The 22,263-nt window shown below is 62.8% G+C and carries 12 protein-coding genes and 2 pseudogenes; 7 read left to right on the top strand and 7 right to left on the bottom strand.

Going from position 1 to position 22,263, the window contains the following annotated elements; translation table 11 throughout:
* Window positions 1-271 precede the first annotated feature (271 nt).
* The 4 genes from ACTHK2_RS09195 to ACTHK2_RS09180 all read left to right on the top strand — a co-directional run bounded on the left by ACTHK2_RS09195 (window position 272) and on the right by ACTHK2_RS09180 (window position 4,659).
* Window positions 272-1,057 carry an isocitrate lyase/PEP mutase family protein gene (locus ACTHK2_RS09195; RefSeq protein ID WP_440245404.1) on the top strand — a complete coding sequence of 262 codons (786 nt, stop codon included), beginning with the start codon at window positions 272-274 and terminating at the stop codon, window positions 1,055-1,057.
* Between the two features lie 167 nt (window positions 1,058-1,224).
* Window positions 1,225-2,070 carry a helix-turn-helix transcriptional regulator gene (locus tag ACTHK2_RS09190; RefSeq protein ID WP_440245403.1) on the top strand — a complete coding sequence of 282 codons (846 nt, stop codon included), beginning with the start codon at window positions 1,225-1,227 and terminating at the stop codon, window positions 2,068-2,070.
* A 104-nt stretch (window positions 2,071-2,174) separates the two neighbouring features.
* Window positions 2,175-2,324, top strand: a complete 150-nt coding sequence (locus tag ACTHK2_RS09185; protein WP_182518690.1) for a hypothetical protein — start codon at window positions 2,175-2,177, stop codon at window positions 2,322-2,324.
* Between the two features lie 361 nt (window positions 2,325-2,685).
* Window positions 2,686-4,659, top strand: coding sequence for a hypothetical protein (locus ACTHK2_RS09180; RefSeq protein WP_440245402.1), 1,974 nt, complete (start codon window positions 2,686-2,688; stop codon window positions 4,657-4,659).
* Window positions 4,660-5,469: 810 nt separating this feature from the next.
* On the opposite strand, the gene ACTHK2_RS09175 is transcribed toward ACTHK2_RS09180, so the two are convergent.
* A complete protein-coding gene (locus ACTHK2_RS09175) occupies window positions 5,470-5,937 on the bottom strand; it encodes a hypothetical protein (RefSeq protein WP_440245401.1) in 468 nt (155 codons plus the stop codon).
* 319 nt (window positions 5,938-6,256) lie between these two features.
* Between ACTHK2_RS09175 and ACTHK2_RS09170 the strand changes: the two are divergent.
* Window positions 6,257-6,575: pseudogene (locus ACTHK2_RS09170) on the top strand (transposase); the annotation flags it as partial.
* A 185-nt stretch (window positions 6,576-6,760) separates the two neighbouring features.
* Here ACTHK2_RS09170 and ACTHK2_RS09165 read toward each other — a convergent pair.
* Window positions 6,761-9,319: a hypothetical protein gene (locus ACTHK2_RS09165; protein ID WP_440245400.1), complete on the bottom strand. Its 2,559-nt coding sequence runs from the start codon at window positions 9,317-9,319 to the stop codon at window positions 6,761-6,763.
* A gap of 818 nt (window positions 9,320-10,137) precedes the next feature.
* On the opposite strand from ACTHK2_RS09165, the gene ACTHK2_RS09160 reads away from it, so the two are divergent.
* Entirely contained in the window at window positions 10,138-10,326 is a 189-nt protein-coding gene (locus ACTHK2_RS09160; RefSeq protein WP_440245414.1) for a hypothetical protein, read from the top strand.
* Window positions 10,327-10,656: 330 nt separating this feature from the next.
* Here ACTHK2_RS09160 and ACTHK2_RS09155 read toward each other — a convergent pair.
* From ACTHK2_RS09155 to ACTHK2_RS09135, 5 genes and pseudogenes are all read right to left on the bottom strand, one after another.
* Window positions 10,657-10,794 (bottom strand): annotated as a pseudogene (locus ACTHK2_RS09155) (competence protein CoiA family protein); the annotation flags it as partial.
* Window positions 10,778-11,860: a Druantia anti-phage system protein DruA gene (locus tag ACTHK2_RS09150; protein WP_440245399.1), complete on the bottom strand. Its 1,083-nt coding sequence runs from the start codon at window positions 11,858-11,860 to the stop codon at window positions 10,778-10,780. The gene ACTHK2_RS09150 and the pseudogene ACTHK2_RS09155, both read right to left, overlap by 17 nt.
* Window positions 11,861-11,979: 119 nt before the next feature.
* Window positions 11,980-17,157 carry a DEAD/DEAH box helicase gene (locus ACTHK2_RS09145; RefSeq protein WP_440245398.1) on the bottom strand — a complete coding sequence of 1,726 codons (5,178 nt, stop codon included), beginning with the start codon at window positions 17,155-17,157 and terminating at the stop codon, window positions 11,980-11,982.
* Between the two features lie 963 nt (window positions 17,158-18,120).
* Window positions 18,121-18,339: a helix-turn-helix domain-containing protein gene (locus ACTHK2_RS09140; RefSeq protein WP_440245412.1), complete on the bottom strand. Its 219-nt coding sequence runs from the start codon at window positions 18,337-18,339 to the stop codon at window positions 18,121-18,123.
* A gap of 455 nt (window positions 18,340-18,794) precedes the next feature.
* On the bottom strand, window positions 18,795-19,379 hold the full coding sequence (locus ACTHK2_RS09135; RefSeq protein ID WP_440245411.1) for a TetR/AcrR family transcriptional regulator: 585 nt from the start codon (window positions 19,377-19,379) through the stop codon (window positions 18,795-18,797).
* Between the two features lie 299 nt (window positions 19,380-19,678).
* Here ACTHK2_RS09135 and ACTHK2_RS09130 point away from each other — a divergent pair, with 299 nt between their 5' ends.
* Window positions 19,679-22,150 (top strand): acyl-CoA dehydrogenase, encoded by a 2,472-nt coding sequence (locus ACTHK2_RS09130; protein WP_440245397.1) that lies wholly within the window; start codon window positions 19,679-19,681, stop codon window positions 22,148-22,150.
* Window positions 22,151-22,263 lie beyond the last annotated feature (113 nt).

Raw genomic sequence — 22,263 nt, 5'->3', positions numbered from 1 at the left:
GCTCAAGCGGCGCCACTGCGCATTCGCTTCCAGCAGGGCGGCTCGCCACGCGATGTCGTAGGGCGGGTCGAGCGCAGCGAGTCCCGCCGCGCGACGCTGCGACGTCGCGGCGACCCCACGCCGCGGCGGCACGCGCTTCCGCGCGTACCGCCCTACGCCACCACCGCGCTTGCTAAAGAACCTGACAGCGCGCCCTGTCCGGAGATGGTCCACTGTCGCATCGACCACGCACCCAACTGCATCCTTGCAATCCCGACCCAAGGTAACGCCCATGAATACGACCATTGCGGACGCCGCCACCAAAACCGCCACCTTCCATGGCCTGCACGTCCGCGGCCGCCCGTTCGTGCTGCTCAACGCCTGGGACGCCGGCAGCGCCGCCGCGGTCGCCGCGGGCGGTGCGCCGGCGATCGCGACCGGCAGCTGGTCGGTCGCCGCGGCGCATGGCTACGGCGACGGCGAGAAGCTGCCGCTCGACCTCGTGATCGCGAACGCGCGGCGCATCGCCCATGCGGTGACCGTGCCCGTCAGCATCGACCTCGAAAGCGGCTACGGCGCCGATCCCGCGGCGGTCGCCGCGACGATCGCGCGCGTGATCGAAGCCGGCGCGATCGGCTGCAACCTCGAGGACAGTGAACCCGCCGACGGTTCGCTGCGCGATGTCGCCGTGCAGGTCGCGCGCATCCGTGCCGCGCGCGCGGCGGCCGACGCGGCATTGCCGCGCTTCTTCATCAACCTGCGCACGGACGTTTTCTTCCGCAAAGGCGTGCCACACGACGTCGCCGCGGTCGAGCTCGCGCTCGAACGCGCGCGCGCCTACGCCGACGCGGGTGCCGACGGCCTGTTCGCGCCCGGCCTCGCCGACGCCGCGCTGATCGGACGGCTCGCGGGCGCATCGCCGTTGCCGCTCAACATCATGGTGATGCCGAACACGCCGTCCGTCGACGTGCTCGCGCGCTGCGGCGTCGCCCGCGTCAGCCACGGCCCCGGGCCGTACGCGCAGGCGATGCAGGCGCTGCAGTCACAGGCGCGCGAGGTGTACGCGGTGAGGGCGTAGGCGGGTCGAGCGCAGCGAGTCCCGCCGCGCCACGCCACGGCGGCACGCGCTGGCGCGCGTACCGCCCTACACGAGCGACTCGCGCATCCACGCCGTTGTAGGAGCGGCTTCAGCCGCGATGCCTCCATCGCGTCGAAGCGACACCGCGATGTGAGAGCATCGCGCGCATGGACGCCTTCCACATCGCCCCGCTCCTGCGCACCGGCATCGTCGCCGTGTGGGACACGGTCTGCGACGGCAGCGGCGATCACGCGGGCGATGCATCGTGGCGAGAAAGCGCACATCTCGTGTTCCCGTACCGCGGCCTCTGGGTACGCCACGACGGTGACGAACTCGCGGTCGCGGAAGCGGGCCAGGTACTGCTCGCCAATGCGCATGCGCACTATCGCACGCACCACCCGGTGCCCGGTGGTGATGCGAGCCTCGTCGTGCAGGTCGATGAAACGATGCTGCGCGAACTCACGCCGCCGGCGCTGCTGAGCGAAGGCGATGCCTTCGTCTTCGCCGAACAACGCCTGCGACTCGACGCGCGCGCATCCGCGCTCGTCGCGATGCTGCGCCACAGCCTGCGCGAGGGCATCGCCGAACCTCGCGCGGCGGAAAGCCTCGCGCTCACCCGCGGCACGCGCTCGCTCGGGGCGCGCACCGCGCACGTCGCCGGTTCCACCACCGGCCGCCAACGGCTCGCCGATCGCACCAAGCTCGTGCTCGCGAGCGATCTCTCGCGCCGCTGGACGCTCGCCGAGATCGCCGCCGAAGTCGGCGTGTCGCCGGTATACCTCACGCAGACCTTCGCCCAGGTCGAAGCGCTGCCGCTCTATCGGTACCAGCTGCGACTGCGCCTCGCCCGCGCCCTCGACCGCCTCGCCGACGTCGACGACCTCGCCCAGCTCGGCCTCGAACTCGGCTTCTCCAGCCACAGCCATTTCAGCGCCGCGTTCCAGCAGGCGTACGGGCGATCGCCGTCGGAATTCCGCGACGCGGTGATCGCCCGCCGCCAGCGCAAGGGCTGATGCCCTGCGCGTGGGCCATCGCCCACCACAGCTAAAGAATCCGACAGCACCCATGCGCGGATCGGCGCACACTCCATCCGACATCCATACCACCGGAGCCTGCCATGACCCAGAAGACCTGCGCCGCCTGCGACTGCCCGCTCGACGACAGCGTGATCAACGTGAAACTCGGCGGCCGCACCGTCGAGGTGTGCTGCGAGGAATGCGCGACCAAGCTGAAGGAAGCCTACGTGTCGGCCTCGACGAAGGAGTGAGGCCATCGGTCGGCGGTACGCGTGAATGCCATCCCCACGCAACCCTCGCCTCGAAGGGGAGGGCTGAATCCGCGACCGGCTCGTTGTGGGAGCGACTTCAGTCGCGATGCATTTCGATCCGCCCGCGTGAGGCTTCCCCGAACAAATCCGTTCGCGGTGAGCGAAGCTCGCGCGGCGAGCGCCATCGAAACGCCCGCGCTTGTGGCGACCGCCACGTTGCCCTACACCGAGGCGCGAGGATCGCGCACAGGGTGCGTTCCTACGTGGCACGTGTGGCCCCCGCAATGCGATGAGTGCTTTTGCCGCCGAACTTCGTTCTGCATCGATGGCCCGATCCTCGGCCGTTTCCGGAACCGCGTGCATGCCCCTCCGCTTTCCCTTGATTTCCATCGCCTTTTCGCTCGCCGCCGGCAGCGGCGTCGCCGCTGCCGCGCCTGGCGGCATACCCGACCCCACCTTCGGCGACCACGGCTTCGCCTGGCTCTCGCTCGACGGCATCGAAGGCCATGAACTGCGCACCAGCGCGTCGCTGACACTGCCGGACGGCTCGCTGCTGCTCGGCGGTTCGCGCAACCTGCGCATCGACGGCAACCCCGACCCGCACATGCGCGCGATGCTCGCGCGCCTGCGCGCCGACGGCACGCCGGACGACACGTTCAACACCAACCCGGGGCTGCCCGGCATCCGCGTGATGGACGACCTCGTGCCGGGCAGGGCGGTGCAGCAGATCGAAGCGCTCGCGCGCCTCGACGACGGTACGCTGCTCGCCGCGGGCAGCGCGCAGATCTTCGGGCCCAAGACCTGCTTCGTGATCCGCCTCGACGCCAACGGCGCGCGCGACATGACGTTCGCCGACGGCAGCGGGCTCGCCTCGATCACGCGCGCGCAATGCCACGCGATGGTCGTTGATGCCGAGGGCGGCATCGTCGTCGCCGGCGAGCGTTCGACCGCCGCGACGCCGAACGAGGCTTTCCTCGCGCGCTTCACCGCGAATGGCCTGCTCGACATCACCTTCGGCCAGGACGGCTTCGCCGCGCTCGCCCCGATCAACGACGACGAATCCGGCTACATCGGCGCGCTCGCGATCGGCGCCAACGGCACGCTCGTCGCAGGCGGTGCGTACGAGGTGTACGGCCCGGGCCTCGGCGCGGACTTCTCGCTCGCGCGTTTCACTGCGGACGGCCAGCCCGACACGAGCTTCGACGGCACCGGCTGGCGCGTGTTCCATGCGCGCGACGACGAATCGACCTTCAACGGCGTCGACAAGCTGCTCGTCGCCGCCGACGGCTCGATCGTGTTCGCCGGCCATCGCCAGGACGCGGAGGGCTCGGTGCAGGTCGTGCTCGGCGGCGTCACGCCGGAGGGCGGCACCGACACCACGTTCGGTGCCGGCGCGAACGGCTACGCGCCGATCGATTTCGCACCGGGCGCGACGTCGCGCTACGTGACCGGCCTCGTCCGCCAGGCCGATGGCCACCTCGTCGCCTCCGCGGTCGAGAGCGTGCCCGGCCGCTCGGTGTTCGCCGCGTTCCGCACCGACGCGCACGGCGTGCTCGCCGGCGCGTTCGGCGACGCCGGCATCGCGGAGGTCGACCTCGCGCCGGACGGCGTGTACAGCGACGCGACCACGCTGACGCTGCAGGACGACGTGCCCGTCGTCGCGGGCTCGGTCAAGCGCAACGCATCCTCGATGCTGGTGGACCTCGGCGCGGTGCGCCTCGTCGACGACGGCATCTTCGCCGACGGCTTCGACACCGGCAGCGTGGAGCCGCATGTGGTCGACTACGACGACCTCGTCGAAGGCTTCTACGGCAACGCGTTCGACTACGACGGCATCCACTACCACGACTGCAACGGCCTCGACGTCGTCTTCCCGAGCGGCTCCACCGCGACCGCCGACGAGATCGGCAGCGACTACATCATCGAGAACGCGACGCTGTTCTACCCGGACTTCCCCGGCGTCGGCAGCTCGCCGAACATGCTGACGTTCGGCAGCGGCTACATCAACGGCAACAACTTCTCGATCGGCGCGCTGAGCCGCGCGGTGATGGACCTCGCCACGCCCGCCTCCGCCGCGCGCTTCGACCTCGTCTACTACGAGAACGGCCCGTGGGGCGGCATCGTGCTGCACCTCGACGCGATGCTCGGCGACGAACTCGTCGCATCCGACCGCATCACGATCTCCGACCTCGGCGGCCGCGACAACATCGTGACGAAGATCATGGACGTCGAAGCCGCACGCTTCGACCGCCTGCGCCTCTACGCGACCTACAACGACCAGCCTTCGGCACCCCGCGTGATGATCGACAACCTCACGCTCACCCCCGCGCGCTGATCGCGACCCAAGCGGCACGCGCTCCGCGCGCGTGCCGCCCCCCACGCAAGGTCACGGCGTCTTCGTAGGGCGGCACGCGCCCCCCGCGTGCCGCCCCCCCGCCAGGTCCCGCATGTGTTGTAGGGCGGTACGCGCTCCGCGCGTGCCGCCGCACGTCCCCGAACCGTCGTAGGAGCGGCTTCAGCCGCGATGATCCCCGTAGGAGCGCACCCTGTGCGCGACCGCAGCGCTTCCGTGTAGGAGCGCACCTGTGCGCGGCGCACCAACCAACCGCTCCACGCGCCCGGTCGCCCACAGGGGTGGGCTCCTACACACGACGGATCGCCAACCCGCATCCTTCCGTCGGCGACCCGCACCATGTCCGCTTCAACCCGCAACGCTCCCACGACAACCCGCAACCTTCCCGCGCCGCGCCGCATGCAGGCCCCTCCACACCCGCACGCACGCGACTTCGCCCCGCGCCACGCCCACTTCGACCCGCACCACTGCCCCTTCAACCGCCAACGCCGCGACCGGAACGCGCGCCACCGCCCCTCCAACCCGCTCGCGCGCGCCTCGAACCCGCACCGCTGCACCTTCCGACCCCCGCCATCGCCGTTACAACCCGCATGCTTCCGCCCCGAACCCGCACGCGTCCCGCTCCAACCCACGGCACCGCCCTTCGAACCCGCACGCGCCTTACTCGAACCCCGACGCATTCCCCTTCGACCTTCACCACCGCGCCCACCGGCCCGCACATTTCCCCAAACCGCAGGCATGAAAAAAGCCGCATCACTGCGGCTTGGATTTCCACACCGGTAACGCCCCGCGTTACGCGGCTTGCGCCTCCGTCGAGCGCGGCTTCTTGGCGAAGCGCGACCCGAGCGACGCGCGCAGACCCTCCAGGCCCTGGTTGCGACCCGACACCTTGAGCAGCGCATACCCCTGCAGCGCCGGCGACATGATGTCGCTACCCAGCGCGACTTCCGTATCCGAAGCCCGCGCCCACAACCGCTCCAGGCGCTGCAGTCGCGGACGCAGCGCATCCAGCGTCGCCAGATCCGCCTCCGCCTCCGGCAAGCCCAGGCCCGGATTCACCACCTGCGGGTTCTGCCCCAGCAGCGACAACGCCTGCCGGCAGAACGCCTCGGACTTGTCGCCCATCCGCGGCACCGTGCGACGCTGCTGCGGACTCAGCGACACCATGCCCGCCAGGTTGCTCTCCAGCGCCTCCAGCGCCGCATCCACGGCCGCGAGCTGGTCGGAGGTGAGGTTCATCGAAACGAGGTTCTGCGTCATACGTACTCTCTCCCTATCCAAGGATGATCCCGACCGGGCCCCGATGGCACGGGCGGGGTGCCTTGCGGCACGGGAGGGATTGAACCGGGGGGCGATCTCAAATCCTGCGACGGCCCGCTATCATCCCCGGTAGATGCGGAGCCACCGGGGGCGGCATGGAACGGATGTGGATGGTTCGCGGTGCCAGCGGCCGGCTGTTCGACGACTTTCGAGAACAGAACGCTGTTGCCCTCGGCTGGCACGAACTCGCTGATGTCGCCAAGCCCGGCGTCAGCGAGGACGAGATCGCCAGTGTCTATGTGAAGCGACGACCCGAGTACGGGATCGCGACTGGGAAACGCGTGCTGGGACGATCCCCGCTGCGCATTCCGAACTGCGCCAGGGCAGCTACTTCCGGGGCGTCCTGGAACCGCGCAGGACCGCCGAGAAGGCGTGATTCAGTAGGCGTACGTCCAGGGCGTGTCCACGCGCAACGTGGATGCGCCGGTGAAGGCGATGGGCATGAGCGGGATCTCCAAGATCGAGGTCCCGCAGTTGTGCGCTGAGATCGACGAGAAGGTCACGGCGTTCCGAGAGCGGGCGATCGAGGGCGACCGGACGTACCTGGGATCGATGCGACCTACGTGGAGGTGCGCCAAATGAGGCCGCGTCCCATCGTCTGCCCGGCGCGCTCGGCCGGCGTCGCCGACACTGCCAACCTCAGCGCGCCGGCCGTGGCCCGCTGGCCAGACACCGACGCACACGCGTCGCGATGGCCACCTGCTACACCACCGCTCGGGACACGATCCATCGCGCCGGGTAGATGGAGCAACCCACACCGTGCCTAGCCAGCGCCTTGAGCGAACGAGCGGACAATCAAACTCTCCAAGCTGCGACGAATTGTTGGTTCCAGTGCTTCGAGCTCCCTCGAAATTTTACCAATCATCGCCTTCATCAGAGGAATATCCTTCTCGTCCAGCTCTTCTAGCGATCGGTCCCTCTCATCCCAATGCTGATCGACGTCAACGAACACTCCACACCGCTTCACGAACGGGGGAATGGGCAGAGCCATGTCGCCTGCGGAACATGAAAGCACGACCCGAAGTGAAACCATCTCCTCACTTAGGCTCATCTCTATCAGCTGATCAAACACGGGCGCCGCATACACATCCAGGGGAGAAAGATCGGCATTGTGAATCACAAGTGACTTGAGTCCAGGTGCGCATTTTATCGCCTTGGCGACTGGGAAGGCAGAAGTAAGACCCATAGGAACCTCTACGACCGCGCATGTGTCGCTGTCGATTCGGCCGAGCACTTTCGCGTGCTGACGCGCATCCACTCCACGAAGAACCAGGCACACCCCTGAGCGTCCCAGGACTGAAAGCGCTTCTACGAGCACCTCAGATCGACGCCTTCCAAGCCCGAGCTTTACAAGCTGAGCTACGCCTTGCGATCGCGACAACGCTTCCTCGATCACGGAGACGTTGATGTCGGAAAGATGTGTAGGTTCCGACGCTTCCCTTGCCATGGCTGGCAAGGCCGGAGGCACGGGTTGGGCCGAAAAGCCCGGTGATGTCAAGTGCTTGATCACCTCCGCCTGGGCCAGACTGGCTACACCATCTTGAATTGCCTTCGCAAACGTATCGCGCACCGTCGCCTGTATTTCTGATCGTTGCTTGTTGATTCGTCGCTCCAAATCCTTGCTTTCTCTCTGCAGTTCGGAATGCCGCCCCTTCGCCGCTTCTATCTCAGAGACTATGCTCGCTTTCTCCTTGAGACGCTCCTCAACGCGCGCCCCCACGATCTTCTCAACGCGCGCTTCAATTTCATCTCGCTTAATCAGAATGGGAAGCAACTCGTCAACAGCCTCCACATCAAACCGAATCCTGTCGATCGCCTCAGCGACGCGCTTCGCACGAAGTGCGACGTCACCGCCGTCGCGCGCCCGGATCAGCTGTCCCAGCTCACGAAGCTGGTTTTTCGTGAAAAGAAGCTTTTGCTCCTCTCCGATATTCTTAATAAGCTTCTTAAAGGCCGCCTCGAGCGGTGACAGATCCAGATGCGAGGAAGGCAATTGCGGAACTCCAAGAGCGTACTGCCGCCCCTCGAATAGCCATGCATCCAGTGATCCCCAAGATTGCCACGGCTGTTCATATGACTCGTCGCGCTTGGGATCGATGTTCCGAGGCGGGGCAACGACCACTCCATCGGCAAGGGCAAACAGTCGATGAGGAGAGGTGGTAGGCTTCTGCGAACTCAACTGCTTGATGTGGGCCCGGACCTCATCCGGTGTCGAACTGGGAAATGGAACGTTGAAGACCTCGACTATGTGGGATGGCTCTCGCACATAGTGAAAACGCGTCTTCCCGCCCGGAGCATCACGCTCTTCCACGATCCACCGAGCCAACTCGCCAGGTCGCGGCAAATGGCGTCCGGCTTCGCGATAGGACATTACGTCGCCACTTTCGGGGAAAAGCCTTGCGCGATCCTCAAACGTCAGTCGGAAAACGCGTTCATTTACAACAAGGCCGATCGGTTTGAGAAAGACGACTTTTTCCGTCTGAGCTGAGTAGATGCCGACCACATCAAGCACTTGTGGCTCAATTTGCTCCAACTGCTGAGGTACATTGATACGGAGACCAGCGGCCACCGCGTCCACCTTTCCGGGCTTGTGCCTCGCCAGAGCCACCGCGCGATGAATTAAGCCGGCTTCCTTCGACTGGACGTCGAAGGTCTCCTCGAGTGCCGTTGCCTGCTCGATGTCGCCACCCTTCGCGCTTGTTAACGCATTGACGAAGGTTTGGAGCGGCTGTGGTAGCGGCGCCAAGGCTTCGTCGATAGCGAGCTCATCACCCATAAGAAGGGCCGACACCAGCGCTGCAATCTGGTCATTGCGTGCGGAACCGCTTTTCCGATCATCCGCGACAGTATCTGCCGCTGGAGCTTGGAGTGAGGAAGTAGCGGCCTCCGCCACGAAGTTCGGTCTAAGGCTTTGCTCCCCGGGTCGTCGCCTGAGAAACTCGATGAGCTCGGCAGAAGGCGCTTCGACAAATAGGTGTACGAGGGCGGATCTCGCCAATATTTTTTCCCGATCTTCGGGAATAGATTCCCCCATTTCTTCGTACAGCGCAAGATCCGAAAGCACCTCTTCTACCGGCAACAAGTCGGTCATGTTGAGATTCGCGGAAAACCACGTTTGCACTATTCCGTCGGTAGAGCGTGGAAGCCTTTCAGATAGAACTTTGATCCGATTGTCTCGCCCACTCGGCAGATTTTGGACCTTTGCCTGTTTGAGGATCAGCTGCTTCTGGGACTCTGTGAAGAAGCGTTTCAATTCGCCACTGTGCGTTCCTCTTGCAAGCAAGAATGCGTACTTTTCCGTATTGACATCACGGTAGGTCACTATGCAGCTCCGTTGGACAATTCACACAGCAGCTTTGGTAGAAGGTGCATCGCGTCGTACTCACGAGCCCAGCCCAGCAACTTGGCTTTGCTGTTGACGATCCGTAATGATTCCGCAGCGCGATCTCCCTTCATGGCCCGAACCAGACGTTCAGAAGTCGACCACCAGTGGATGGTGGAGGATGCGACGGCAACTTTAGGTAGCCGCGCTACTCCGAAAGCGCCGGCGTCTACCTCGGAGGTCAGGCCCTCGACCGAACAAGAGAGTCCTTCCGGTGTCGGCCGTATTGGCTTGGCGTCTACGAGAGTGTTTCGCCATAATCGATGCATGGGGACGTCAAGATTGAGCGGCCTTTCCTTGGCAAGGAATTCTCCTGCGCTCGGCTCGAATAGTGCTACGCGCTTCTCGTCGGATCTGATCCAAATGCAGTTCGGCCTCTGAAGCTCGAAGTCATCAAAGCGCACTCGTTCCCATCGCCCACTGGCGAGCCCGATCAGAGCCTCCTGCGTGCCTTTCCGCACAGGAATCTGAAGTAGATCGCCATCTGATCCCTCTGGAGCCACATCCGGGTGGCCGACTGACCGAAAGTGTGGCAGCCCCGAGGGAGATCTAACCAACAGGTGCTTGGTGTCCTTTTGAAATACGCGAACACCGTCTGGATCGCGCAGCACGGGCAATGGCCAGACAATCACAACTTTTGGTCGTGGCGCGATAATCTTGCGTCCTAGGTACGCTGCGGCTCCGGCGAGCGCAAATTCTGCGTCCGCCGGGCTGTATGTCAATTGGAGTCGGTAGGCGTGCCATGCTCGATCAGTGCGATGTTCTTCCACCTTTACGTACTCACAGACAGGCTTGCGAAGCGCGGCCTGGCTTACGAGCCAATACGCTTGGCCGAGCTCCAACGGCTGATCCGGAGCGATCAATACTCCACCTTCTCCAGTTGCCCTGAAGAAGTTTCCACTCAATCGGAACTGCGCGAGAGTTTCGGAGAGCGCCTGCTCGATTGACTCGTCACGAGGACGTGTCTCAACTTGTGCAGGGGGCGTCTGGAGGCGAAGCCTTACGAATTGAGGCTTCTTTAGCTCACTTCCAGCATATCGACTACTCGCGAAGGACGTAACTCCAATGGTGACTGGAAAGCCGTCCGGGTGTGTCGGCAAACGAAGATGAAGGCTGGCCACAACTGCATCTTCAGACCGCCACAGTAGGGCCGGTGCCCCTAGACGCTCCTTTGCGAAGGTACGAGTTGCTCGCCCAAGGTCCGAATACTGATAGGCATACTCGCCACCACTGGGGTAGTAAAGGTCACACGCCATATTGGCGTTCCCACTGTGATGCGCAAAATGCGCCTCTCGTATCGAACCTGGTCTTGCGAAGACCGGCTCCTTGCAAACTGGACAGCGCAAACCAAACGCATACGGTCCTACCGCATCCGCGCGCACATGCTCGCCACGATGGTTAAGCGCGAACCTCATTAAGAACCAGCTGACTTTGTCTTGTGGAATTTCCGTACACGGCAGCGATTAGATCGACAGCTTTCCAGTCAAGGTAGCGCCTATCCCTCATTGATCTAGGGATCATCCAACGCTCGATAGCCTGGGCCGAGACTTCTTTCACCGAGGGGAGTCCCCGGTACATTGCGCGCTGGTTGTCTCCCCGGAGGTACGCTTGCGCGTTGGATGCCAACTTCGCGAAGAAGACCTCTCGCGAGAAGCCATGACGCGCAAGAGACGTATCCAGTCCGAGGCCCTCAAGTGCTCGACGGATCACGCGGATTCTCCAATTGGGTCCCGACCCGACATTGAAGCCGTTCGCATAGCTATCGTTCTTGAACTCCAGGTAGGCGCGCAACTCGTCGAAGATCTTCCCAGAGAGGTGGAAGTGGCCCCAGCCGGAAGTGAAACCGATGGGCTCAAAGATCTGTCTATCACCAAGCTTTAAGCGGTTATAGACGGACGACCGTCCGAGAGCAGAGGTCGTCGTCACTGCTACAAGCCTGGCATTTTTCTTCTGCCCTGAGATTAGGCCGGTTGACCCGCAATAACGCTTCTTGAATGCCTCCGACACGTCGCGTGTTGCGACGAGCGATGCGACAAGCTTTCCCCCAAGCAGGTGGCTATAGGGCGGCAGTGACCCAAGGACGTAGGCGTCCATCAAATTGACTAGTGCATCACCGCGTCTATGGTGGTCCCAGCCGATGTGGGCGTCTCGGGCCGCCTGGTTAAAGACGGCGTCCCCCAGGGCGAAGATTCCCATAAGTTTGCCGTTCGATCGGTCCCACACCAGAAACCTCATCCGGCGACCGTAGCCATCTGAAACGGGGACTTGCCAGTAGAGTGCAGCCAAGCGAAAGAGGTCGGACTGCCACGTCTCCTTGGAGATGAGCTCCAGCTCTGGCTGGATAGCAGAAGGCACAACGTCGGTGCCATCGGCAAACCATTTCAGGAGGTCAGCTTGGGCCCTGTCGAGCCACCTAAGGTTCGCCTCCAGCTTCTCCACGCGCTTCGGCAAATGAAACCGCCGGTAGGCTTCCTTATCCATGCTAGGAGGCACGAGGGCGCCATTAGGTGATCGGCTGAATCCGAGGTCGCGAAGGTGCCTTCGCACCAAGCGTTTCAATCGCGCCTCTCGAGCCGAGAGCTCGACGATCTTCGCCTTAGTCATTGCAGCTCCGCAAAGGCGCTCGGGAGATCACGCGCCAATTCATACGGAGTGAATGTTAGGCGTTGCGCTCCCGCCTCGCGCACACGGGGGTCACATTGACGAAGAGAAGGGCAGGCGGCGAGGACGAATCTTAGGCCCCGGTGCCGAACTTCGAATGCCGAGTCCGTCTCCTGAACCTCCCAACCCGCCAATCTAGCCATCTCAACGATGGGCAGAAGAACACGCTTCTGCTCAGAAGCGCCGAAGGGTGCAGGAACTGAACTGCTCAGAATGTACCGCGCTAGATCTAGGGCTAGAAAGCGATCCAGATCGGCATGGTGAAAGCGATTTCCATAGTGCCTAAGACAGTCTTCGCAGGAGGCGGTACACGAGCAGGAGTCCAGGATGCGCATCGCAACCTCGAACACAGTGCTGAAGTCATCGCCAGCCTCGAGTGCATATCCGGCGCCGCCCGAGAGCGTGTCATAGATGAAAATGTCGGCGAACTCTGTTTTGCCGTCATTGCCGAATCGGAATCCCGAACTAATTTCTCTGGCGTCAACGTCGAGGGTACGAGATATGGCTATCGTTAACGCATCGCATAGCGTCAGCAACGCGTCCTCGAGCGGCTTGCGGGAACGGCGATCGCCAACGCCAAATCGAAGCGGTGATTCCAACACAGCACGCAACAGGAGGATATCTGAGGGGAATTCGTATCCCAGAAACACCCGTTGGAACTCGCCACTACACCTCGACGGCGCTACGCCCTTAAAAACCTTCACGTAGTAGTCCATCGGATGCGGGCCTTCTGGCTCTCCAGCCAGAAGGGTCTTTCCGCATTTCCTGCAAACTCGAAAGCCATCTTCGTCAGACGTTGGGTCGCCTTCATTGACTACAATGAGCCTCTGGGTTCGCTTCGACTTGAGCTCTCCTCGCTGGCCAAACGGTGTCCCTGCGAGGCTAAGCTCTGCTTCGGTAAGAGGCAGTTGCGCTTGGGTAACTCGACTGAAGACTTGGTCGTCGTCGAACTCGTCGATCTCCCGCTTGCCTCGCGGGAACACGACCTCAGGCCGAATTGCAGGAATGCTTCTGAGCGCATCGGCCCCGCACTGCGGACACCTCTTGCCGCTGATATCTTCCTTGACGAACCCGGCCGAGTACGTGCACTGCGTGCAGTGCTGATAGACCTTCGCTCTATCGAAGAGTGGTTGCGCCCGGTGGACATCCGTGTCCAAGCCGGACGCGGCGACTGTACCAACCCGGTACGTCTTCTTATTCACCACGACGAGCCTGCCTGGTGCGTATTCTGAAAGGGCAACTCCCATACCCTGCTGCGCTTGCTCCGCCACCCTGAACCCATTAGGCCCGCCGGACGCCTGAATTTGTAGAGAAATGAGATCTCTTGGGAACGCGTAGGACGGCAGGAGTCCCTGCGAAAACAGAAACTCGATGAAGCTCGCCTCCAAGCCCTCCTGGCTTGGCGGAGTTGCGCGTGTTAGCTCGGCAACAAACGCGTTTGCTACATTCCTTGCAGTCACCCCTTCGGGAAGCCACTCCTGTGCACGGCTAAGTGAGTCCGTTGCAGAGGTTGATGCAAGCCACTGCTTAAATGCCTCGAAGCTCGATGGACCACTATTCGTGTAGAAGTTCCACGTGTCCCCCAATGCGGTGAAAATGTTAGATGACCTTCGACCTTGTGCGAGCGGTCGAAAGAAGTCCTGAAGCAGCTGTGCGTGTACGTGCCGCGAGGCAATTCTCTCGTTGGTGGTGTCCAGTACTGGCTTGGGTGGATCACCAGCAATGATCTTGTCGGGCTTGGTGAAGTAGTAGGCATCATGCGCGCCGGACTGCGCGTACGTCAGCACCGTCGAGATTGCGGAGCCGCGACGTCCTGCCCGGCCGGCACGCTGCTGATAATTCTGTCTCATTGGTGGGACGTTACGCATAGCCACGGCAATTAGGGAGCCAATGTCGATACCAACTTCCATCGTAGTCGTGCAACTGAGAACATCGACGGCCCGCTCTCCCGGGCGCAGCAAGTCTCGGAATTTTCGTTCAAAGACCTCGGTCGTCGGCGCTGGGATGTCTGCATCCTTGTAGGAAAGCTGAGCACTGTGCTCCTGAACGTCCAAGTTCAACGGCCTTTCGGCGCCACTCATCGCATTGACAACTGGATCCCTCCAGAACCCTTTGCGTGCCCGAAGATAACTGGTGTTGTCTGGGTCGACGAGTTGGGCGTGTGGGTTCATGCAGTTCGGGCAGCGCCCCATTACGAGAGTTGGTGAAACGGTTCGGCACTCTTCGCACTGCACCCATCTGTCCCGAAGTGCGGGCCTGAGAATGACGCGAAGCGGGTTCACGAAAACAGAACCATCCGCTGTGACTTGGCCCATCGCACTTACGAACGCCGCAGCCAACTGAGCGGGATCAACCCCCTCGCTGGTAAGCAGATCTTGTTGCGCTTTGGAAAAGCCATCGATTGGTTGGGTTGGCCGATGGGGGTAGCGCGACGCCTTGAGGCGCACACCGTCGCTCAACTCCATGTCGAACGAGAACCGCGCAAGTAGGCGCTGAACCCACACTACCGCCCAGGCATCGACATCCTCGTCGATGAGGTTAGAAACTTGCCGCCGCAAGATAGCCTTAGCTGTCTTGGCAGGCGTGGCGTAACCGAGACTGAGCGCGCTTATCGAGTAGAAAGGAGTGCCCAGCTGCTTCAACAACAGCGCGGAATAGCTAGGCGGAGGCTTAGGCAGCTCCTCGAGGATCAACTCGAGTTGCCCATTGTGGCCTTCCACAAAGTCCCTTAAGTGATTTTCGAGCTTGTCGCGATCGGCGCCATCAAAAAACCGGAGATTGTTGTCAATAAGGCATTTCAGGAACCCGACGTACAGCCGACCATCAAGCCTCGCCTCCTGATGGATGTCGCCAAGTTCGCGCGCGGCAATGAACAATGCCTGCCGAAAGACGTCGAGTTCGATCTCGCGTGGAATATCCCGAGCCAATCTCGCGGCCTTTTGTCGACCATCCGAGAAAATTAGTGTCTTCCGGCCCCCGTTGGGGGCTTCCGGTCGCGGCTCAGAGGAAATCGGCTGCGAAGCGACCTGAGCGCGAACGATATGGGCGAATGGCGCTTCACCTTTGGTCGCGAGATCCATTGCGATTGGAGCGTCGTTCCGAATGGCCTGCAGACAGGCGGGGCAGCTGTCACTCAAGATACGTTGTCCGTGATCTCGGGTCTGCCTACGGGGGAACAGGAGGGGCAGGAACTCCCCATCTTCGCCATTCGGCTTCCGAGCGAGAAGCTGGCCCGTTTTCACATGCAGCCCGGTGACGTCACCGTTGATCGAGTCGACCTTATCCGCGGGAATGACATAGAACTGCGCCTCGACTAGACGCTCATTGCTCCATGTTCCGTTCGAGGCGGAATGCCAGAGGAAGTCCCTCATGGAGTCCTGCATGAACCCCCTAAGGAAGGCCGCCCCGCAGGCTCGATGGGTCAACAATTCGTAGACGCGCGCACCACAAGCGCATTCGAGTCTCTCAGAAGCATGGAGTCGGCCCAACGGGCTCGCGAGATCGTTGGAGCGATCGGCACAGCGTGCGTTCGTGCATGCATAAATGCCCGGAAGGCCGCGAAAGAACAGGTGTGAGCGGATAGGACAGAATGGCTTCCCTCGCTTGGTGTCTTTAGCAAAGGCCATTATAGCGAGCAGTGCCTCTGCAGCCTGCTCGCGATCAGCAGACGTTCCGAATGCGAGCTCCGCAACGCGGGCGAGGGTTGCTGGGGTCCGCGTCAGCTCCTCAGCGATCAAATGGGCCACCGGGAGCCGCTCAAGCAATTCAAAGGCAAAATTCTTAAGCTGCTCGACGGTTCCTGTCTCGCCGTTGCTGCTCAGCCCCAGTCCTGCACATAGATTCCGTAGTTCATTTCCTGCCTTGTCTGGATCGACAACGCCAAGGATTGTCGATTGGTCGAAACCAACCAGAGCAGATTCGGTCACCTTGTTGGCCCTTGCTCCCGATGGCCGTTGCTCTCTTTGGCTCTTTACCAACTCGAACATCTCTTCCCGGGCACCGGTAAGCTTCGCGGCGAATCTCTTTATGTCAGTTTGGGCTTGAGCGGAGCTGCCCAGGCTTGCGCTGGTGAGAATGTACCGAAGCTTCTCGCGTGGCACAGCAAGCCGAGATTGCAGACGTCGTAGTAGGTACGCGACCTCGGCACCGCCGGAGCCGCGGTACATATGTGCTTCGTCGAGAACAACTGTGAGAGCATTGTCGGGACTGGCCTTGAGCCATCTCGCCGTTTGCTCAAAGATGCCTGCTTCGAGGGGTCGAAGCATCATGTATTCGAGCATCGAATAGTTTGTTACGAGGAGATCCGGACACGTCGTTTGCATCTCGTGACGTGTGAGCAGCTCTGCGTCGCCGGCTGTACTCTGCAATCCGCTTGCTAGAAAGGACTCGAGGTCTTTTGCCGGCCATTTGCCCTCGATGGCCAGTCGCTCACGAAACTCCTTGGTCATGCCGTCGAAATATAGATTTCTAATTTCAGCGACGACTCTTTCAGCGTCCTTTGCTTTCGTGCGCTGGCCTGGATAAGGCGTGCGACTCGTGTACATGCCGAAACCTGGACGCCTTGTCGCCGAGATTGCAATACCCAGGTTTACGTCCCCGAACAGTCTCCGAAGCCTAGCCAATTGGTCATTGACGAGGGCGTTCATTGGGTACAGCAAGAGTGCTCTCATTCCCCGCTGAGTCCATGAGTCCTTCCGCTCACCCGCTTCGATCGCGAGCATGGCAAGGATCGGCATCAAGAAGCTCTCCGTCTTGCCCGAGCCCGTGCCGGTCGCGACGATGAGGTCTCGTGCGTTTCCGACGAACTGTTCGACGGCGGCGCATTGGTGCGTGTACGCAATTTGCGGGATTCCGGTTGAAGGCATTCCGGACGCAGTAGTCAGGATCGAACGAGCAATCTCGGGGATATTTAAGTCTGAATATTGCTGGCCAGGTGCATATTGAGGCGTCGCTTCCAGCCGTGGATCCTGGAACGTGCTGCCCACCTCGGAAATTAGGCGCTTCCGTTCGTCGATCAGCGCTTCGTCCCAGATGTGGTACTGGGCGCTCAGATATTGGTGGAACGTTCGGAGCAACGCATCGTGAACCGAACGTACCGAGTAGGAAAATTGGCTCATGAATTGGTCTCCCAGTGGCATCCTAATGTCTTTAGCTCGTTCTCAAAGAGGGGCGACACGCCTGCGTCCATTTCGTAAATGGTGGAGGCGCCCTGCCGAGTAATGCTGGTCGACAGCAGTAGCGCCAGGCGATACTCCTCGGAGGGCAGCCTCACTGGGACGCGGATGCGTGTCGTGGTTTCGACGCTTTGGGAGGTAACTCGAAACGGCGTTGCAGCACAAGAGGCCAGTCCCCAAATAAGGCGTGGAAGTGAATGCCTAAGGGACGATTCAGCTACGACTCTTCCGTTGGACAACTCAGCGACGAAATAGCGGTAACTGCCAACGTTTGACTGGCGACAGATGGCGAGTCTTTGGTGAGGAACAATCGCAACAGGCTTGTCTGACCAGAGAGCGTGACTTGCGTTAGCGTTTTTTGAGACCAGATGGAGATACTCGGTCTCCGATGAACTTACCGCCGGAGCGGCAGAAGCGCGGTAGGTTTGCACAAGGTCTTCCACATACTCCGACGGAGACGAAGTCCTCTTCCCCATCCAGCCTTCGAGATTCTGGATCGGATAGTCGGCCGCGAACCCTTCATCGACGAGACGCGCGAGTCCGGAACATCCGGTTGCTCCAGTACTGATTGCGCTCGATGGTGCGCAACCCACAAACGCGTGCATTGAGTTCAAGGGGATTACGCGAAACGGTGCAATTAGCCAATAGCCACCGGCAAGTGGTTGGGCCTCGCCTAGCAAGCTGAGGAGTCGAAGTCCAACCCGATAAATTGCCGGCGCTCCTAGGTCAGAGAAGGCGCTGCGAATTCGGTTTACGTGGATGGGCCTGCTTCGGACTTCATTCCTTTCCGAAGTAAATGACAGGCCATAGACAACACCCCGACTGTACTCGAGGATAGACCGGCGATCCTGCTCGCTAGGTGACCGAAGCCAATCTCTCGATATCGCCTGATACGCAAGCATCTCACTAGCCTTGCGACAAGCTTCTGCTGACCGCCCCCGACGCCCTCAATGCCCCTCCTTCCCTAAGGAATTGGGAGGGCTTGACGCCCAAGGCCTGCGTGACGCGGCATGTTGTCTGCATTCTTCTCCCCTGCTCAACCTTGCTGTAGTAGGCGCGGTGCAAAGTTATTGAGTCAGCAAATACCTCTTGGCTCATTCCCAGGCCAGTCCTCCGCTCACGAATGGCGGCCCCCTACATCGATTGCTGCGTCACTTCGTCCATGGAGACGAAGCATTGGGGATGGTACTTCTATGGCTACGCCGTTAAATGTAGTCCATCCATAGGTTACATGGAGCCCCGGTAGATGAACTCTTGCCTGGCCACCTGCAGTGTAGATCTCTCAATTGAGCTGCTCGTAGATGGGGCCGTCGAACGGGTGATGGCTTTGCAGTGTTAGCGGATCGTGTCCCAAGCCGTCGTGTAGCAGGAGGTCATCGCGACGCGGGGGCGTCGGTATCTGGTCAGCGTGCCCGGCACGCTGACGAGGGCGGCCCTACGCGGCAAAGCGAAGAGAACAATGGATTCCCGCTTTCGCGGGATGACCACGGGTATTGCCTAATGCGCCGCTTCGGCGCGGTGCGATGGGTCGCTTCAGCGCCGCGCCGCGCGCCCCCTTCGGCGCGGCACAGTGTGTCGCGTCAGCGCGGCACCAACGTCTCAATAAAGTCGCGGATATACGCCTCGAACTCCTCATGGCTCATCCGCGGCTGCCCGATCCTGGACAGCTGCACGAACCCAACGTAAGCCGAATACGCGAGCCGCGCGCGGTTCGCCGCATGCGTCGGATCAAACCCCGCATGCCGGAACGCTTCGGTCAAAAACCCGATGCGTCGCGCCGAGACTCTTTCGACCACAGGCCCGATCAGCGGCTGGTCCAACGCGCGGAACAACGCCGCGAGCACCGCGTGCGAGGGGCGCTTGTGGCTGACCTGGCGGACGAGTTCGCGCAGGCGTTCGCGTGGGTCGGGGATCGCGCCGGTGGGGACGAGGACGTCCTGTTCGTCTTCGCGTTCCCAGCGGTCGAGGGCGGCCTGGATCAGGGCTTCGCGCGTGGTGAAGTGCCAGTAGAAGCTGCCCTTGGTCACGCCGAGGCGGCGGGCGAGGGGTTCGACGGCGACGGCGGCGAGGCCGCTTTCGGCGAGCGTCTCGAGCGCGGCGTGTTCCCAGTCGGCTGCGGAGAGGCGGGGCTTGGATTCGGCTTTCGCGGGGGCGTCCGTATTCATCGGTTCAGTGTGCCTGAGGCGTGGCGCATTGAGAACCGCGTCACGCGGCGGGGCGACATGATCTGCCGGCATTTCAAGTGCCTGCGTCATCCATACGGATGCGTATTGACTGGGTGGGGTGGCGTCACCATACTGGGGTGTAGCGGGCCTGTGGCCTTGCGCTTGGTTGGTCGCCCACAGGGTGGGCTCCTACCGGTGAGCGTTGAGGCGGGAACCCGGGCGCGGATCGCGCGGTGGGTGCTCGGCAGGCCTTGAATCGAGGTGGCGTTGCGCCGCCGCAGTTTCCCCAGGAGTTCGCCGTGACTGCATTCCTTCCTTTCCTCGCCGCCGTCGTCGTGTCGCTCTACGCGGCGTACGCGCGCGTGCGCCTGCTCATGTGGTCGATTGCGACCGCGGTGGCGATCGTCGGCGTCGGCGTGCTCGCCGGGTCATCGGTCCTCGCAGTCGCGGTGCCTTTGGTGCTGCTCGCGCTCGTCGCGCTGCCGCTCAACCTCGTCGGCTTCCGTCGCCGCAAGCTCAGCGCGCCGGCGCTCGCGGCGTTCCAGAAGGTGACGCCGCAGTTGTCGCCGACCGAGCAGATCGCGCTCGACGCGGGCACGGTCGGGTTCGAGGGCGAGCTCTTCAGCGGCAAGCCGGACTGGAAGCAGCTTTTGAAGCAGCCCAAGCCCGAGCTGTCCGTGGAAGAGCAGGCCTTTCTCGACGGCCCGGTCGAGGAACTCTGCGCGATGGTCAACGACTGGCAGATCACGCACGAGCTCGCGGACCTGCCGCCGGAGATCTGGGACTTCCTCAAGAAGAAGAAATTCTTCGGCATGATCATCCCGAAGGAATACGGCGGCCTCGACTTCTCCGCGCTCGCGCAATCGGCGGTGCTGCAGAAGCTCATGGGCATCTCGGGTTCCTTGTCCTCGACCGTCGGCGTGCCGAACTCGCTCGGCCCGGGCGAACTCCTGTTGCATTACGGCACGCAGGAGCAGCGCGACTACTACCTGCCGCGCCTCGCTGACGGCCGCGAGATCCCGTGCTTCGCGCTCACCGGCCCGTATGCGGGGTCGGATGCGACGTCCATTCCCGATTACGGCATCGTCTGCAAGGGCGAGTGGAACGGCGCGAACGTGCTCGGCGTGCGCCTCACGTTCGACAAGCGCTACATCACGCTCGCACCGATCGCGACGTTGTTCGGTCTCGCGTTCCGCATGCACGACCCGGATCACCTGCTCGGTGACGTCGAGGACATCGGCATCACGCTCGCGCTGCTGCCGCACGACACCAAGGGGCTCGAGTTCGGTCGTCGCCACTTCCCGCTCAACGCAGCGTTCCAGAACGGCCCGGTGCGCGGCAAGGACGTGTTCGTGCCGCTGTCGCAGCTGATCGGCGGCGAGGCGATGGCGGGGCAGGGCTGGCGCATGCTGGTCGAGTGCCTGTCGATCGGTCGCGGCATCACCTTGCCCTCGAACGCGGCGGGCGCGGTGAAGGCGGGCGTGGTCGCCTCGGGCGCGTACGCGCGCATCCGCAAGCAGTTCGGCATCGCGATCGGCCGCTTCGAAGGCGTCGAGGAAGCGCTCGCGCGCATCGCGGGTCACTCGTACCAGATCAGCGCGCTGTCGAAGGCGAGTGCGGCGGCGGTCGATCGCGGCGAAAAGCCGTCGGTGCCATCGGCTATCGCGAAGTACCACGCGACCGAGCTCGGCCGCGAAGTCGCCAAGGACATCATGGACATCCACGGCGGCAAGGCCGTGCAGCTCGGCCCGAGCAACTACGCGGGCCGCGGCTGGCAGACCTCGCCGATCGCGATCACGGTGGAAGGCGCGAACATCATGACGCGCAGCCTCATGATCTTCGGCCAGGGCGCGATCCGCTGCCATCCGTACGTGCTGCGCGAGATGGAGGCGCTGAAAGTCGCCGACTATCGCGAGAAGCTCACGGCGTTCGACGCCGCGCTGTGGGGCCATGTCGGGTTCGCGATCTCCAACGCGGTGCGTAGCCTCGTGCTCGGCCTCACCTTCGGCAAGATCGGCCGCGTGCCGGGCGATGCGTACACCCGGCGCTATTTCCGCAAGCTCAATCGCTACGCGGCGGCGCTCGCGCTGGTCGCCGATACCTCGATGCTCGTGCTCGGCGGCAAGCTCAAGTTCAAGGAGAAGCTCTCCGCGCGCTTGGGTGACGTGCTGTCGAACCTCTACATCGCGAGCGCGATGCTCAAGCGCTACGAGGACCAGGGGCGACCCGCCACCGACCAGCCGCTGCTGGCGTGGGCGTTCCACGACTGCGTGTACCGCATGCAGAACGCGCTCGACGGCGTGCTGCGCAACTTCCCGGTGCGGCCGGTCGCGTGGGTGCTGCGTGCGCTGGTGTTTCCGTTCGGCCGCCGCGAGGTGCCGCCGTCGGACCGCCTCGGCCATCGCGTCGCGGCGATCCTCTGCGCGCCGGGCGAAGCGCGCGACCGCCTCGCCGAGTGGGTGTACCTCACGCCGAACCCGAACAACCCGGTTGGCCGCATGAACGCGTTGCTGCCCGACGTGATCGCGGCGGAGCCCGTCGAGCGCAAGTTCCTCAAGGCGGCGAAGGCGGGCGAACTCAGCGGTTACGACTGGGACAGCCAGCTCGCCGACGCGGAAGCGAAGGGCGTGATCGACGCAGCCGAACGCGCGCTGCTCGCGCGCGTGCGCGCGGCGACGTTCGAGTTCATCTCGGTCGACGACTTCGACCCGGCGGAACTCGCGGCAGGCAAGCGCACCAAGCCGTCGTCGTCACTGCGCTCGGTGGCGTAGCCGCACACGCGACGCGGTCGCGGGCTTGCGTGTAGGGCGGGACGCGCCAACCCCCTGGCCCCCCCCGGACGCGGGGCGGGGGCCGGCGGCGCGGGGGCGACGCGGTTTTGGGG

The organism is Dokdonella sp., from assembly GCF_051958935.1.
In the GTDB taxonomy this organism is placed as follows: domain Bacteria; phylum Pseudomonadota; class Gammaproteobacteria; order Xanthomonadales; family Rhodanobacteraceae; genus Dokdonella_A.
Note: the sequence above shows the minus strand (reverse complement) of the source record. Positions and strands in the feature narration are given on the sequence as shown.